Here is a 14,977-nt window from a genome sequence, read left to right as displayed (position 1 = left end):
CCATGGGAGAGGCGGCTCCACAGGGGGGTAGACATGACCGAGACGTACGATGCCCTGGTCATTGGAACCGGCTTCGGTGGCGCGGTGGCGGCCTGCCGGCTGGCGCAGGCGGGCCTGTCCGTGCGTGTGCTGGAGCGTGGCCGGCGCTACCCCAAGGGGGGCTTCCCCCGGGACTGGGACAATCCGCTCAACGGCTGGCTGTGGAAGTACAACCAGGGCCTGCTCGACGTGAAGCTGCTGTCGGGCATGAGCGTGGTGCAGTCGGCCGGCTACGGGGGTGGCTCGCTCATCTACGCCAACGTGCACCTGCGCCCGCCCGAGGAGACCTTCGCCAACGGCTGGCCCGCGGGCTACGGCCGGGCGATGTTGGATCCGTACTACGACCTGGTCGCGTACATGCTGGACGTGCAGCCCATCACCACGTCCGCGCGGGGGCTGCCCACCAAGACGAAGCGCATGCGCGAGGTGGCGCGGAAGCTCGGGCGCGAGGCGCAGTTCTTCCACCCGGATCTGGCCGTGCGCTTCACCCCCGCCGGCGAGGCGCTGCCCAACAAGTTCGGCGTGCCGCAGGAGGGCTGCAACTACTGCGGCGAGTGCGACATCGGCTGCAACGTCCGGGCGAAGAACACGCTGGATCTCAACTACCTGGCCGTCGCCGAGCAGCGCGGCGCGCAGGTGACCACCCAGGCCGAGGCCATCAACATCGAGCCGCTCTCGCCGGGCTACCGCGTCACCTACAAGGATCACGCGGCGGACGGAGTGGAGCGCAAGGTGGACGCGCGGCGCGTCTTCCTGTGCGCGGGCGCGGTGAACACCACGGAGCTGCTGCTGCGCTGCCGGGACGACTCGGGCACGCTGCACGAGCTCAGTGACACGCTCGGCTACCGCTACTCGGCGAACGGGGATCTGCTCGCCTTCGCCTTCGACACGCGCGAGCCGTGGGATCCGGCGGTGGGCCCCACCATCACCACCAGCATCGTGGTGGACGAGGGCCAGGGTCCGGACAAGCGGTGGTTCCTCTTCCAGGAGGGCGGTCACCCGGCCCAGGTGGCGGCGGCCCTCCAGGTGCTCAACCCGGCCCAGAGCCTGGCGCGGATCCCCACGGACCTGATGCAGCGCGAGCTGGTGAAGGTGTTCCGCCAGCGTGCGAAGGAGATGTCCTCCATCGACGGCGAGCGCGGGCGCTTCCAGTCGGTGTTCCTGGCCATGGGCCGGGACAAGGCGAACGGGAAGCTGGCGCTGGTGCCCCTCACGCGCGAGCTGCAGGCGAAGTGGGACGTGCCCTCGAACCTGCCGCTGTACCGCACGCAGGAGCAGCTCTGTCAGGACATCGCGAAGGCGCTGGGCGCGCAGGTGGCCTACAACCCGCTGTGGGAGCGGCTCCACGTGCCGGTGTCCGTGCACAACCTCGGCGGCTGCGTCATGGCCGAGGACGAGGCCTACGGCGTCACCGACCCCAACGGGGAGGTGCACGGCTACCCCGGGCTGTACGTGCTGGACGGCGCCGCCCTGCCCTCCAGCACCGGCGTCAACCCCGCGTCCACCATCGCCGCCGTGGCCGAGCGCAACGTGGAGAAGGCCATCCGCGGCATCCTCGGCCACCCGGACTGGAAGGCGCCGGAGCGGGCCCTGGCGACGCCCCGCGAGGACCTGGTGGGCAAGGTGACCATCCCCGTGGGCGGCACGGTGGCCTCGACCCAGCCGGTGGTGGGCATGCGCTTCACCGAGCGGATGACGGGCTTCCACTCGCCGGGCCACACGCCCGCCGAGGACTACGCGGGCGCGGAGAAGGCGGGACAGAACGCGAACCGCGTGGCGGAGTTCACCGTCACCATCACCCTGGCCAACCTGGATCGCTTCCTGGCCGAGCCGGCCCACGGCGGCATCGCCCAGGGCGTGGTCCACGTCGCCGGCCTCACCCCGCCCGAGGGCGCCCGGGTGGAGAACGGCGTCTTCAACCTCTTCGTGGACACCGACAGCTTCTACGAGCGGCGGATGATCTACCTGCTGCCCTTCATCGGCCAGGACGGCCAGCCCTACCTGCTCGACGGGTACAAGGAAGTGAAGGACCAGGGCGACTTCGACGTGTGGGGGGCGACCGCTACGCTCTACACGGTGATCCGCCAGGGCAAGGACAAGAACGGGCCGGTGGTGTCCAGCGGCATCATCCGTCTGAACAAGAAGGACTTCGCCGAGCAACTCACCACCTTCGAGGTGCTCGGCACCACTTCGACGCAGGCGAAGGCGGACGCGTACTGGCGCTTCGGCTCGATGTTCCTGGGCACGCTGTGGGACGTGTTCGTCCGCCCGCGACTGGAAAAATAGGAGAGACACATGGCTGCGATGGCGAACCGGTATGACGTGGTGGTGGTGGGCTCCGGCTTTGGAGGCTCCATCTCCGCCTTGAGGCTGGCGCAGGCCGGCAAGTCGGTGGCGGTGCTCGAGCGCGGCCGGCGCTACACCCCCGGGCAGTTCCCCCGGGACGTGACGCGCACGAACGAGCTGCTCTGGCGCCACGCCTCCCGCGAGCAGGCCCAGGGTCTGTACGATCTGCGTTTCCTCTCCGGCATCGGCACGGCGGTGGCCAGCGGTGTGGGAGGTGGCTCGCTCGTCTACGCCAACATCCACGTGCGGCCGGACGCCGTCGTCTTCGAGGATCCGCGCTGGCCCAGGAGCTACACGCGCGCCGCGCTGGAGCCCTACTACGACAAGGTGGCCAGCGAGCTGAAGCTGACGCCGATGCCCGAGTCGATCAACCTGCGCAAGCGCAACGTGCTGCGCGCCGCCGCCCAGCGCATGGGCCGGGAGGTGTTCGATCCGCCCGAGGCCGTGGCGTGGACGGAGTCTCCCGGTCCGGGCCGCAAGCCGTGCCAGCTGTGCGCCGAGTGCGAGTTCGGCTGTCAGTACGGCGCCAAGCAGACGATGGATCAGACGTACCTGGCCCGGGCCGAGGCGCTCGGGGCCACGGTGTGGCCGCGCATGCAGGTGTCCCACGTGGAGCCGGCGCCGGGCGGCGGCTACCGGGTGCACTTCCAGGACCTGGCCACCGGGGAGAAGCGCTTCGTGGAGGGCGCCCGCGTGGTGCTCTCCGCCGGAACGCTGGGCACGGTGGAGATCCTCCTGCGCAGCCGCGACCAGACGCGCACCCTGCCCAGGCTCAGCGCGCGGCTGGGCCATGGCTACTCGGGCAACGGTGACTTCCTCGGCTCGGTGTTCAACAGCCGGGAGGACCTGGAGCCCTGGAAGGGCCCGGACGTCTCCACGGTGATGCGCTTCTTCGACGCCGAGCCCTCCTTCACCATGGCGGCCCCCACCTTCAACAAGCCCGTCATGGAGGTGCTGACGGGCCTGGGGCAGCCGAACATCGGCGCTCCCTTCCAGGGCCTCGGCGCGCCGCTGTGGCCCCTGCTGGGTCCGGCGCTCGACCTGGCCTTCCGCAAGGGGCTGCTCAGCAAGCCGGCCCGCACCTCGGCGGACCCGGCGCGGACGACGAACCTCTTCGGCATCGGACGGGACAACGCCAACGGGCGCATGCTGATGAAGGGCGGCAAGCTGGACATCGAATGGGACTTCGCCGGGGAGAACAAGGCGCTCATCGATCGGATGGGGAAGGCCATGCAGGAGCTGGCCTCCCAGTACGGCGGCACCTACGCGCCGCTCGTCACCTGGCAGCTCTTCAAGAAGGTGATCACCGTACACTCCCTGGGCGGGGCGCACCTGTCCGAGTCCCCCGAGCGCGGCGTGGTGTCCACCGAGGGCGAGGTGTTCAACTACCCCGGCCTCTACGTGGCGGACGGCTCGGTGATTCCCACCTCCATCGGCTTCCACCCGGTGATGACGATCAGCGCGGTGTCCGAGCGCATCGCCGAGGCCGCGGCGCGCGGCTTCTGACAACCCGGGCGGCCCGCGCGGGGCCGCCCCCCGTGAACGAGGAGGACTCCATGAGGCTCATGGACACGCTACCGGCCGCCGAGCGGCACGAGGTGATCGCGGGAGACGGCGTCCCGCTGCGGCTCACCCGCTACCCGGGCGGCACGAAGGGCCCGGTGTTGCTGGTGCACGGGGCCGGGGTGTGGAGCGGCATGTTCAAGCTGCCCACCATCTCGGAGAACTTCGTGCAGTACCTGGTGCGCCACGGCTACGACACGTGGCTGCTGGACTGGCGCGCCAGCACGCAGCTGCCGCTGCGTCAGTTCTCCCTGGACGAGGCCGCCGAGTACGACATGCCCGCCGCCGTGCGCAAGGTGCGCGAGGTGACGAAGGCGGACAGCGTGCAGGCGGTGGTGCACTGCGCCGGCTCGGTGACGTTCTTCATGTCGCTGGCGGCGGGGTACCTGCCGGACGTGCGCGGCGTGGTGGCCTCGCAGGTGGCGCTGCACCACCGCGTGCCGCGCTCCACGCTGCTCAAGTCCCGCATGCGGCTGCCGGACATCCTGGACGTGGCCGTCAACTACATGTCCCCGGGCGAGGGCACGCAGAACCCGAGGCTCCAGGCCGCCTTCGGCAAGATGGTGGACCTGGTGTACCGGGAGTGCGACAGCACGGTGTGCCACCGGCTCTCCTTCCTGTACGGGCGGCTGTACCGGCACGCGCGGCTCAACACGCAGACGCACGAGCGGCTGCACGAGCAGTTCGGCCGCTGCAACATGCAGACGTTCCGCCACCTGGCGCAGATGGCCCGGGCGGGACACGCGGTGCGCTACGACTACGGCAAGGAGGAGAACCTCCGGCGCTACGGCACCGTGAAGCCGCCCGACTACCTGGACCCCAAGCACCTCGAGCTCCCCATCACCTTCGTGGTGGGCGATCACAACCAGACGTACCTGCCCGCCTCCTCGGAGCAGACGTACGAGTGGTTGCGGGAGGCTCACGGCGCCGCGCTCTACGAGCGCAAGGTGCTCCCGGGGTACGGGCACCTGGACACCTTCATGGGCAGCACCGCCTCGCGCGACACCTACCCGGTGATCCTCCAGGCGCTGGACGCCCGGGCCTGACTCACCCGGGGACTCAACCGGTGAGGGTGATGCGGCGGCGGCCCAGCACCCCGCCGTCCATCTCCACCACGTCCCCGGCCTTCAGGATGCGCGGGTTGGAGGCGTGGGTGCGCAGCGCGGCGGACAGCCTCGTGGTGGAACCCGGCAGCAGCGCCGCCAGCTTGCGCTTCCACGCGGGCACCGTGAAGGCCACACCCGAGGGCGTCCCGGTGAGCACGGCGTCGCCCTTCTCCAGCAGCCCCGAGGGCACCGCGCGCGCCGCCAGCCGCAGCAGCTCGCGCGGCGAGGCGATGAGCTCCATCGTCCGGCCCCGCTGCCGCACCTCCCCATTCACCGTGAGGGTGAGCGTCACGTCGAGGCACACGTCGGCCCGGGGCGCGTCCGGCACCCACAGGACGGGCCCGGGCACGAGGAAGCCCGGGAAGCTCTTGGCGGCGCCCCAGAAGGCCATCCGGTCCGGCCGGCCCTCGCCGAGCACCTGCACCGTGCGCGCCGTCACGTCATTGGCGAGGAAGTAGCCCACCGGCGGCGCGAAGTCCGGGCGCTCCAGCGCGTCCGCGCGCACGTCCTCCAGCAGCACCAGGCCCAGCTCCACCTCGTAGTCCAGCAGGGGCGGCAGCTCCGGGAAGCGCGAGGCCACCCGCGAGGACAGCGCCGCGTCCAGCTTCGCCACCGCCGCCAGCATCGCGTCGCGCGAGGGGCTCGTCACCGCGTCCCCCTGCCCCAACAGCGACGCGGCGTCCTTGGCGAAGACGGCCGGGCCGCCCGCGTCGCTGCCCGTCTCGTTGATGTGGGCCGCGTAGGTGAGGCCGAGCGCGTGCACCCGCTTCGGCGACAGCACCAGCGGCTGCGTACGCCCGGGGGTCCGGTCCGGATCCAACGCGGTCATCGAGGCCGGGACGGCGCGCGTCACGTGCCCTCCGCCGCCTTGAGGGGCGCCTCCGGGTCCGGCAGCACGGTGTCGTCCCACCCGACGTAGCGCACGCCGGGGATCCGCTCGTGCCCGTGGAACTCCAGGGCGCCCACGGCGGAGGTGAGCTTCCTCCCGTCCGGCTTCCAGGCCGCGTACGGGTGGGAGCGCGTGAAGAACTCCAGCTCGCAGTTGGCCACGTCGCTCTGGGCCACGTGCACGTCCCAGCCCTGCGGATCCCTGTACGCGTAGCCCACCAGCGTCCGCGGATCGCACCAGGCGCGCCCCTTCACGGACACGGTGGCCGAGGTCGCCTGGAAGAGCAGCTCGCCGTGGCGCGGCGTCTCCATCTTCGTGAACAGCAGGCCGGGCACCTCGTGGAAGGCGTGCTTCTCCTTCGAGGTGCGCAGGTAGATGGGCGTGAGGCGCGGGCCCCGATCACGCCGTTGGCGGACGGTGAGGGCCTCCAGGCGGGCCTCCGGATCCTCGCGGAAGGTCGGGCAGTACAGCCACGTCAGCTCCTCGATGCGCCGGTGCCCCCACAGGTGCTTCTGCATCCCCGGAGCCCCGCGCACCTCGAACTGCTTGCCATCCACCGTGACGGTGCCGCTGAAGGTGATCTCGTCGTGCGCGTGGTTGACGTGCGTGACCAGCGGCAGCATCCCCACGCCCCGCGGCGTCCGCCGGACGGCCTCGCCGGACTCGGGGGTGTAGCGCAGATCCCACGCGATGGAATGCCCGCCCGAGGCGACACGGCCATGGCACTTGCCCGGCGCCAGCTCCGCGTCCCCGATGCGGATGCCGAAACGGCCCGGCGTCCCTGGATCGAAGGCGGAGATGGGATGGATGGCCTTCACCGCCACCGCGGGCGCGTCGGGCGACGCGCAGTCGAAGGCCGCGGCCCACAGCGTGGCCCGGGGCTCACCTGGAGCGCCCGGAGCCGGGGTGAAGAGCGTGTACCGCAACCACCAGGCGCGCTCGCCACCCGGGTCGAGCACACACAGGAACCAGATCTCGAAGAACCCCGCCTGCTTCTTCCAGCGTGGCAGGTTGGCTTGCTCGCTCGTCGGCATACCGGCACCCCCCTATAACCTGAACCCTCGCAGAGGCGGCGTGGCCCGGCAAGAACCGGTCGCGTCACGCGGCGTCAGGGCTTTGTTTCCGTCCAGGTGATGCGGAAGGTTACGCCCTCATCGTCAAAGTGGCGCAGCACCGCCCGCATGTTCAGATCGCCCGCGCCGCGCGCCGAGCCCTGGACGATTCCATGCTTGAAGTGGCGCAGCAGACCGCGCTCGTTCAACCACAGGTCCACCTCGGTGGGCCCCAGATCCGTGATGAGGGCCTCCTGGTAGTTGTTGCCCGCGCGGAAGTTCTGCCGCACGCGCGACAGTCTGCGCTTGGGATTCATCAGCCGCAGCACGCCGAAGATGGCGCGGCCCAGCATCGTCTCGCTGTACCCCTCGATGTGCCGCTCGCCGAGCAGCCGGAAGCCCTCGGCTTCCGACTTCTCCGGGTGCAACGTCTTCGCCGCCAGGCCCACGCACCGCTCCCACACCTCGACCGGGTAGGCCGGCAACAGCCGCTTGTCCAGGTCCAGCCCCGCCTGCTTCAACTGCTGCCGGAGGTTGGGCGAGATCTTCGGGCCGATTCCCCGGACGAAAAGCCCCTCGACGGTCTGATCGAAAACGAGTCTCTCGTTCTTCAACATGGCGTTACTTCCTTGCTGTGCCCAGACCCATGGGTCAGGCCCCCTTGGCACGCAGGCACCCCACTTATGGCGTCGTGACCGCAGCCTACCATGGGACTACCTCGCGCGGGGTGGGTCTAGCCCGAGGCAGGGCCCGTCCACAAGCGGGGAGCCGCCTCCACCACCGCGAAGGCCGCCCCCCGTTGCTGTTGTAGCTCCGGTGGCAACAACTCCAGGCTGGCCCCGAAGGCCCGCAGCATGGACTGGGCGATCGTCAGGCCGAGCCCCGTGCCTCCCCGCTCGCGGGCCGTGGTGAAGAAGGCGTCGAAGACGCGGGCCCGGTTGGACTCGGAGATGCCCCTGCCATCGTCGCGCACCACCACCCGGGCCCTCCCCTCCCCGGCCACGTCCGCCTCCAGCCGCACGTGCACCCCCTCGCCCCCATGCTGGGCGGCGTTGGTGATGAGCTGCCAGACGATGTCCTCCAGCACCTCGGCGGGCAGGCCCAGGACGAGCCCCGCGGGCACCGCCCCCACCTCCACGGCCAGCCCCCGCGCCCGGCCCCGCTCGGCCAGCGCCGCCAGCAGCGGGCCCACCTCCGTCCGCGCGGGCCGGGCCACCAGCGAGTCCGCCCGGGCCAGCTCCAGCAGCCGCTGCACCAGCCGGGTGAGCCGCCGGGCATCCGCGTCGATGTTGGCGAGGAAGCGCTCGCGCTGCTCGGGGGACATGGCGCCGGCGCTGTCGCGCAGCAGCTCCACCGCGCCCTGGATGGAGGCCAGCGGCGTCTTGAACTCGTGCGACACGTTGGCCGCGAAGGAGCGGATGTACTGGTTGCGATCCCTCAGCGCCGTGGCCATGCCGGCCAGGGACTCGGAGAGCTCGGCGAGCTCCTCCACCACCGGGCGCGCCACCGGCTCGAAGCCCTCGGGCGCGCTGGCGGCGATGGCGCGCGTCTGCCGCACCAGGGCCCTCACCGGGCGGACCACCAGCGCCGCCGCGGCCAGTGACATCAACGCCACCACGCCCAGCAGCACCAGCCCGGTGGCCGTGAGGTTCCACCGGTCCGCGTAGAGGGCCTTGGCGAACGTCATGGGCGTGCGGGAGAGCAGCACCGCGCCCCACACCCGCTCGCCCTCGAGCACCGGCAGCACCACCGTGACGCGCACCCCGGTGTCGCGGCTCAGCGAGGCGAGCGGTGCGTCCTCGGGATCGGCGAGGCGCCGGCGCAGGACGCTGCGAGGCTCGCCGCGCAGGGCACGCTGGACCTCCTGCCGGGCCACCAACGTGGTCCCCAGCCCCATGGAGCTGCTGGCCACCACCACGCCCTGGGCATCCATCACGCGGATGCCCGCCAGGGTGGAGCGCCGCACCTGGGCGAGCAGCGGAGAGAGCTGCTTGCCGGCCTCGCGGGCACGAGGCTCCGCGGGGATGGCGGAGACGGGGGGATCCTCCATCGCGGGCAACGCCTCGTCCGAGGCCCGGAGCGAGGGAAGGATGGGCCGCAGCTCCGAGTCCGAGGGCGACGCGAAGGGCCAGGACGCGAGCCGGGTCACGCCATAGTCCTCCGTCCCGACCTTCTCGCGCAGCAGCTCGCCGTAGAGCGAGGCGACCACGACGCCCTGGGCGATGAGCTCGGACTCCGTCTGGCGGATGAGCTGGTTGTCGTAGACGCGGACGAACGCCAGGCCGAGCAGCGCGATGATCAGCGCTCCCAGCCCCACCGCGGCGAAGACCATCCACAGGCGCGGGCGGGCGCGCTGGCGGTCAGGGGATCGCGAGCCGGTAGCCAAGGCCATGCACCGTCTGGATGACTTCGCCTCCCGCCGAGGCGAACTTCTGCCGGATGTGCCGCACGTGACTGTCGATGGTGCGATCACTCACCACCACGTCCTCGTAGACGCGCGTCATCAATTCGTCGCGGGTGAAGGCCTTGCCGGGTGCGCGCAGGAGCGCGGTGAGCAGGTGGAACTCGGTGACGGTGAGCACCACCTCCTGACCGTTCCAGTACGCGCGCCACAGGTCCAGGTCCATCCGCAGGGGCCCGCGCAGCAGCACCTGGGCGGGCGAGGGAGCGGGCGCGGAGGGCGCGGGGCTCGCGGTGGCACGGGCCCGCCGCAGCACGGCCTTGACGCGCGCCACCAGCTCGCGCGGGCTGAAGGGCTTGGCGATGTAGTCATCTCCGCCCAGCTCCAGTCCGAGGATCCGGTCCACCTCGTCATCGCGCGAGGAGAGGAACACGATGGGGACCTCGTGGGCGCGGCGGACCTCGCGGCACATCTCCAGCCCATCCATCTCGGGCATCATGATGTCCAGGACGATGAGCGCGGGCACGGAGCGGCGCACCTGCTCCAGGCCGGCACGTCCGTTGGAGGACTGCTCGACGTGGAAGCCCGCCTGCGAGAGGGCGAAGCCCACCACCTCGCGCAGGTGCGGATCATCATCGACCACCAGGATGGAAGGACGTTCGGTCACGGCGTCCCGGACGCTAGGCCACCCCCTCCGTTCCCGGCAACAGTCTGATTAGATGCGCGCGAAGCCTCCGGTATGGCGTGCCGATGATCGGCGCCCCTCCGGAGCATGGGGGCACCGATGTCGATGAACCACGAGCCGGTGAGGAACGAGTACCTGGATCAGGTCCGCGAGCAGCAGCAGCGCCTCGAGGTGGACCTGAAGGCACGCAAGGCCGTGATGCCCATGGCCCAGGCTCAGATGGCGCCGAGAGCCGCCCGGAACTTCGTCGCGCCCCCTCGCGAGATTCCAGGCAACGCCGTGGACGTGCGCATCACCGGCTTCTGGAGGTGGAAGACGGTCGTGGTTCCGCCCAACGCCTATGTCGTGCACACCCGCCGGGGCCATGCCCAGCCGCTGCACATCGGCCTGGGCGTGTCCTTCCGCTTCAACCCGGCGACGGACTCGTTCCTCGTCGTACCGGGGGCCATGCAGACCATCCTCATCAACGCGCACTGCATCTGCCGCGAGCTGCAGGGGCTGCTGGTGCAGGGCTACGTGCAGTGGATCATCGAGGACTTCGCCACCGCGTACAAGAAGCTCGACTTCACGGACGCCGAGGACCCGATGCGGGTGGTGAACGTGCAGCTGCGCGAGCAGGCCGAGGCCGCCATCAAGGACAAGGTGGCCACCATGAGCATCGACGCGGTGCTCTCGGACAAGCAGCCGATCATCGAGGAGCTCACGGCGCGCCTGCGCCATGTGGCCGAGGGCGGCGGCGGCGGCGACAAGGGCCTGGGGCTGCGCATCGTCACGGTGCAGATCAAGGAGGCGGTGGTGAGCTCGGGGAGGCTCTGGGAGAGCCTGCAGAAGCCCTTCCGGGCCGAGCGCGAGCGCGTGGCGCGGCTGGCGACGCTGGAAACGGAGGAGGCCATCAACCACCGGGAGCTGGAGGTGGAGCAGCAGCGCGAGCGGACACGGCTGGAGACCGACGGAGAGCTGGCGATCCTTCGTGCGCGCAAGGAGGCGGAGGCGTACGACCGCGATCAGGCCGAGCGGCTGCGGCGCCAGCAGCGCGAGGAGGAGGACGCCCGGAAGCTGGCCGTCGAGCGGCAGCAATCCGCGCTCCAGACGGCCGAGTTGGAGAAGGCGCGCCTGGTGGTGGAGGCGGAGCTGACGAAGCAGAAGCAGGAGGCCGAGGCCGCCCAGCGCAAGCGCGAGGCCCTGGCGGCCATCGAGCTGCTGGACACGCAGCGGGCGGCGGCCAACCGGCAGAAGCGGGTGGAGCTGGAGCTGCTGGAACAGCGCCAGCGCATCCTCAACGGTCTCAGCTCGGCCAACCTCCAGGCGAGGATGGTGGAGCTGCTGCCGTCCATCGCCGAGAAGATGCCTCGGCCCCAGGAGCTGCGCTCCGTCACCATCGGCGGAGGCGCGGGCGCCCAGGAGGGCCAGGCACTCACCACGCTGGTGGCGCAGATGATGGCGCTGGTGGGGGCGATGCGGCCCGAGGGCGAACCAGCCACCCCCGAGCAAACAGCCACCGCGTCCATTTCCCCTCGCCCTCCGGGAGAGGGACGGGGTGAGGGTATCGGGTGAACCCGGGTTGAATCCCTGGCAGGCGTTACCGTGTCGCGTGCGCGAACACCTGCCGGGAGAGGTCCGCGATGAGCGAGCGGGCCACCTTCTCGTCCGGGATGCCGCTGGTGAGCACCACGAGGACGTAGGGAGGCTTGCCGGACGGATAGACGGTGGCGGCGTCGTGGAGGACGCCGGAGATCTGCCCCGTCTTGTGCGCCACGGGCGTGCCCGGCGGCAGGCCCGCGGGGATCTCCAGGTTCAGCTCCTGGGCCAGGAGGATGGTGCGCATGGCCTGCGTGGAGGCAGGTGACGCCGCCCTCCCCTGCTCGATGGCGGTCATCAGGGTGGCGAGGTCCCGCGCCGTCGCGGTGTTGTTGAGGCCCTTCTGGAACGCCTTCCCATCCTCCACGCCGCGCAGCACGGTCATCTGGCGGGCCCCGAGCGAGCGCAGCGTCTTGGTGACGCGCCTGGCGTCCACCAGGGCGATGACGGTGTTGGTGGCCAGGTTGCTCGAGCGGGTGATCATCCGCTCGACGAGCTCACGCGCCGGCACCGGCTTGCCGAGCCGCTCATAGAGGGACGCATCCTCGTCGTCCTTGGAGTCCAGGGCATACGGCGAACCGTCCACGATGGAGGCGAACTGGTTGGAGAGGGTCAACTCCTGGCCCACGGACAGCTTGCCGGCATCCACCTGGCGGAAGAACTCGATCATCACCGGCACCTTCATGGTGCTGGCCGCATGGAAGGAGCGATCGGCCTCCAGGAAGAGCGAGTCCCTGGGATTGCCGAGGTGCTGGTAGGCGACGGCCACGGTGGCCCCCTTCACCTGGGCGATGCGCGCCTGGAGGGAGGCGCGGAGGGTGTCGGTACCAGAGGGCGTCGCGGCGAGGAGGACGAGGAGCGCGGTGGAGAGCATGGGTGCAGGGGGAGAATATTTGCCAGAGAAGTATCTGCCCCTTGCGCTACAGCCAACCAACACGCGCTTCCCCGCCGCGTGCCGCTCCGACTCGTCCCGCGGACTTCAGGGGAGACAGGGGCGCTCCGGCCGTCAAAGGCCTATCACCGACACCGGCGTGCTGCGGTTGGTGGTCGTCCCATCCCCCAGCTGGCCGTAGGCATTGTGGCCGCAGGTCTTGAGGGTGCCGTCCCCCGCCATCGCCAGGAGGTGGCCGGCCACCTCGATGAGCGCGATGCCCGTGAGGCCCGGCACCAGGTAGGGGGCCAGCCGGTTGGTGGTCGTCCCGTCACACACCTGACCAAAGGCGTTGTAGCCCCAGGTCCGCACGGTGCCATCGCTCTTCAGTGCCGCCGAGTGATTGAACGCCGCGATGCGGGTGATGCCGCTGAGGCCCGGCACCGTCACCGGCGTCAACCGGTGGGTGGTGGTTCCGTCTCCGATGGCACCGTAGCCGTTGTAGCCCCAGGCCCGCACGGTGCCGTCACTCATCACCGCCATCGAGTGGTCGCTCCCCGCGGTGGCCTGGGTGACCCCCACGAGGCCCGGGACCGTCACCGGCGTCAGGCGGTTGGTGGTGGTTCCATCCCCGATCTGGCCGAAGTTGTTGGCGCCCCAGGTCCGCACGGTGCCGTCCGTCTTCAGCGCCACCGCGTGGTAGAAGCCCCCGGAGAGGGTGCTCACCCCGGTGAGGCCCGACACCTTCACCGGCGTCAGGCGGTTGGTGGTGGTTCCGTCCCCCAACTGGCCCGAGCTGTTCAGGCCCCAGGCCCACACGGTGCCGTCGTTCTGCAACGCCAGGGAGAAATAGAGGCCCGCGGAGATGGCGGTGATGCCGGAGAGGCCCGGCACCCTCACGGGCGTCAGACGGTTGGTGGTGGTGCCGTCCCCCAGCTGGCCCGAGCCGTTCAAGCCCCAGGTCCACACGGTGCCGTCCGTCTTCAGCGCCATCGAGTGCCCACCATTGGCCGAGAGCGCCATGACGCCGCTCAGGCCCGACACCGACACCGGCGTCGAGCGATGGGTGGTGGTGCCATCTCCCACCGCGCCGTTGGTGTTGTAACCCCAGCCCTTGACGGTGCCGTCGCTCTTGAGCGCCAGGGAGTGCGAGCCGCCTCCGGCGACGGCTCGACAGGTCTGCGTCACCGATTGGGTGAGGACCTTCGACGTGGCGTAGCAGGTGGTGCGGTTGCCCGCGCTGTCGATGACCATGGGCCAGGCCTTCACCTGGAAGGTCTGCGTCCCACAGCCCATCTCCCCGCTGAAGTACCAGGTGCCCGAGCTCCCCACCCGCTCCTCCACGGCCTGCAGCACCCCTCCCAGCGTGTACTCCAGCCGCACCGCGTTGGCCCCGGTGGACACCCCGAAGGAGCCGCTCCCCGCCACCACGAACTCGTAGGAGCTGATCCCGGAGATCGTCAGGGTGGAGACGCTCAGCCCCGCGCACAGCTCCGACTCCCGGGTGCCCAGGGGCTCCTCCGGGAGCGCCCCCATCTCCTCTGGATTGCCACAGGCCACCACCAGCCCCACACACAACAAGAACCATGAGCGGAAACGGATGGCCGGTCGCGACACGGGGACTCCTCTTCGAAAATCCATGCACGGAGGGCGGAAAACAACACCCACAGTGTATTCCTGATTTAAAAAGAGAACAAGTTGCTCCGGGAGATGCGGCACAGGCGGAGTTGCTCCCCGTTGGGGCACCGGCGTTCTGCTGACGCCTTGCATCGGTGCTCGCCCTCGCCGAGCATCGGTTCGTGCCTCCACGCCCCTCCGAATCGAGCGCGGACACGGGTTCTCCACCGCCTCGCGTCCTGGCAGACGTCTTCGCACGCTCGCGCGTCCATGATGGGGCGCTCGTGCTTGGCGCCGCGCTGTTCACCGCGTTGCTCGCGCAGGTGGCCATCGCGGTGCCGGGCTCCCCGGTGCCCATCACGGGCCAGACGCTCGCGGTCGTCCTCACGGCCGCCGCGCTCGGTCCCATGCGAGGCATGGCCGGACAGCTCGCCTACGTCCTGCTCGGGGCGGTGGGACTGCCATTCTATTCCAAGGGAGCCAGCGGCTGGGCACAGGTGCTCGGGCCGACCGGCGGCTACCTGGTGGGCTTCATCCCAGCCGCTTTCCTCATGGGCCTCGCGGCGCGGCGCGGCTTGGACAGGGTGGCGTGGAAGGCCGTCCCACTCTTCCTCGCGGGCCAGCTCGTCATCCTGGCCATCGGCGTGCCTTGGCTCTGCGTGGCGGCCCCGCTCGACCTCGCCACGGCCCTGCACAAGGGCTTTTTGCCCTTCCTCCCCGGTGGGTTGCTCAAGGCAACCCTTGCCGGCCTGTGGATGCCTCTCGCCTGGGGGCTCATACGACGAAGTCGCTCCAAGTGAGTGAAGACCCTCACACCTGGGTGCCGCGCT

Annotated in this window: 12 protein-coding genes; 5 read left to right on the top strand and 7 right to left on the bottom strand. The window is 70.4% G+C overall.

All coding sequences use genetic code 11. The features are described from left to right. Nucleotides 1-33: 33 nt before the first annotated feature. Genes AC16DP_RS37450 through AC16DP_RS37440 form a run of 3 tightly spaced genes read left to right on the top strand, consistent with a single transcriptional unit; the run spans nt 34 to nt 4,994 of the window. Nucleotides 34-2,325 carry a GMC family oxidoreductase gene (locus AC16DP_RS37450; protein WP_329726060.1) on the top strand — a complete coding sequence of 764 codons (2,292 nt, stop codon included), beginning with the start codon at nt 34-36 and terminating at the stop codon, nt 2,323-2,325. Between the two features lie 9 nt (nt 2,326-2,334). Continuing rightward, a complete protein-coding gene (locus AC16DP_RS37445) occupies nt 2,335-3,891 on the top strand; it encodes a GMC family oxidoreductase N-terminal domain-containing protein (RefSeq protein ID WP_329726061.1) in 1,557 nt (518 codons plus the stop codon). 50 nt (nt 3,892-3,941) lie between these two features. Next, entirely contained in the window at nt 3,942-4,994 is a 1,053-nt protein-coding gene (locus AC16DP_RS37440) for an alpha/beta hydrolase (RefSeq protein WP_329726062.1), read from the top strand. 13 nt (nt 4,995-5,007) lie between these two features. On the opposite strand, the gene AC16DP_RS37435 is transcribed toward AC16DP_RS37440, so the two are convergent. The 5 genes from AC16DP_RS37435 to AC16DP_RS37415 form a co-directional block, all read right to left on the bottom strand. Next, nucleotides 5,008-5,907 carry a fumarylacetoacetate hydrolase family protein gene (locus AC16DP_RS37435; protein WP_329726063.1) on the bottom strand — a complete coding sequence of 300 codons (900 nt, stop codon included), beginning with the start codon at nt 5,905-5,907 and terminating at the stop codon, nt 5,008-5,010. Further along, a complete protein-coding gene (locus AC16DP_RS37430) occupies nt 5,904-6,977 on the bottom strand; it encodes a hypothetical protein (protein ID WP_329726064.1) in 1,074 nt (357 codons plus the stop codon). The genes AC16DP_RS37435 and AC16DP_RS37430 overlap by 4 nt, the downstream gene beginning before the upstream one ends. A gap of 74 nt (nt 6,978-7,051) precedes the next feature. Further along, entirely contained in the window at nt 7,052-7,612 is a 561-nt protein-coding gene (locus AC16DP_RS37425) for a DUF2378 family protein (protein ID WP_329726065.1), read from the bottom strand. Nucleotides 7,613-7,728: 116 nt separating this feature from the next. After that, the gene (locus tag AC16DP_RS37420) at nt 7,729-9,387 is read right to left on the bottom strand and encodes a sensor histidine kinase (protein ID WP_329726066.1); all 1,659 of its coding nucleotides are present in this window, start codon (nt 9,385-9,387) and stop codon (nt 7,729-7,731) included. Continuing rightward, a complete protein-coding gene (locus AC16DP_RS37415; RefSeq protein WP_329726067.1) occupies nt 9,356-10,063 on the bottom strand; it encodes a response regulator transcription factor in 708 nt (235 codons plus the stop codon). The genes AC16DP_RS37420 and AC16DP_RS37415 overlap by 32 nt, the downstream gene beginning before the upstream one ends. Before the next feature lie 117 nt (nt 10,064-10,180). Here AC16DP_RS37415 and AC16DP_RS37410 point away from each other — a divergent pair, with 117 nt between their 5' ends. Further along, nucleotides 10,181-11,635, top strand: coding sequence for an SPFH domain-containing protein (locus tag AC16DP_RS37410; RefSeq protein ID WP_329726068.1), 1,455 nt, complete (start codon nt 10,181-10,183; stop codon nt 11,633-11,635). 25 nt (nt 11,636-11,660) lie between these two features. On the opposite strand, the gene AC16DP_RS37405 is transcribed toward AC16DP_RS37410, so the two are convergent. After that, nucleotides 11,661-12,533 (bottom strand): serine hydrolase, encoded by an 873-nt coding sequence (locus AC16DP_RS37405; RefSeq protein WP_329726069.1) that lies wholly within the window; start codon nt 12,531-12,533, stop codon nt 11,661-11,663. A gap of 132 nt (nt 12,534-12,665) precedes the next feature. Continuing rightward, complete coding sequence (locus AC16DP_RS37400; RefSeq protein ID WP_329726070.1) at nt 12,666-14,147, bottom strand: RCC1 domain-containing protein; 1,482 nt, start codon at nt 14,145-14,147, stop codon at nt 12,666-12,668. A 284-nt stretch (nt 14,148-14,431) separates the two neighbouring features. On the opposite strand from AC16DP_RS37400, the gene AC16DP_RS37395 reads away from it, so the two are divergent. Further along, complete coding sequence (locus tag AC16DP_RS37395) at nt 14,432-14,947, top strand: biotin transporter BioY (RefSeq protein WP_329726071.1); 516 nt, start codon at nt 14,432-14,434, stop codon at nt 14,945-14,947. The last annotated feature ends 30 nt before the right edge of the window (nt 14,948-14,977 follow it).

This window comes from Archangium sp. (assembly GCF_057119385.1).
Note: the sequence above shows the minus strand (reverse complement) of the source record. Positions and strands in the feature narration are given on the sequence as shown.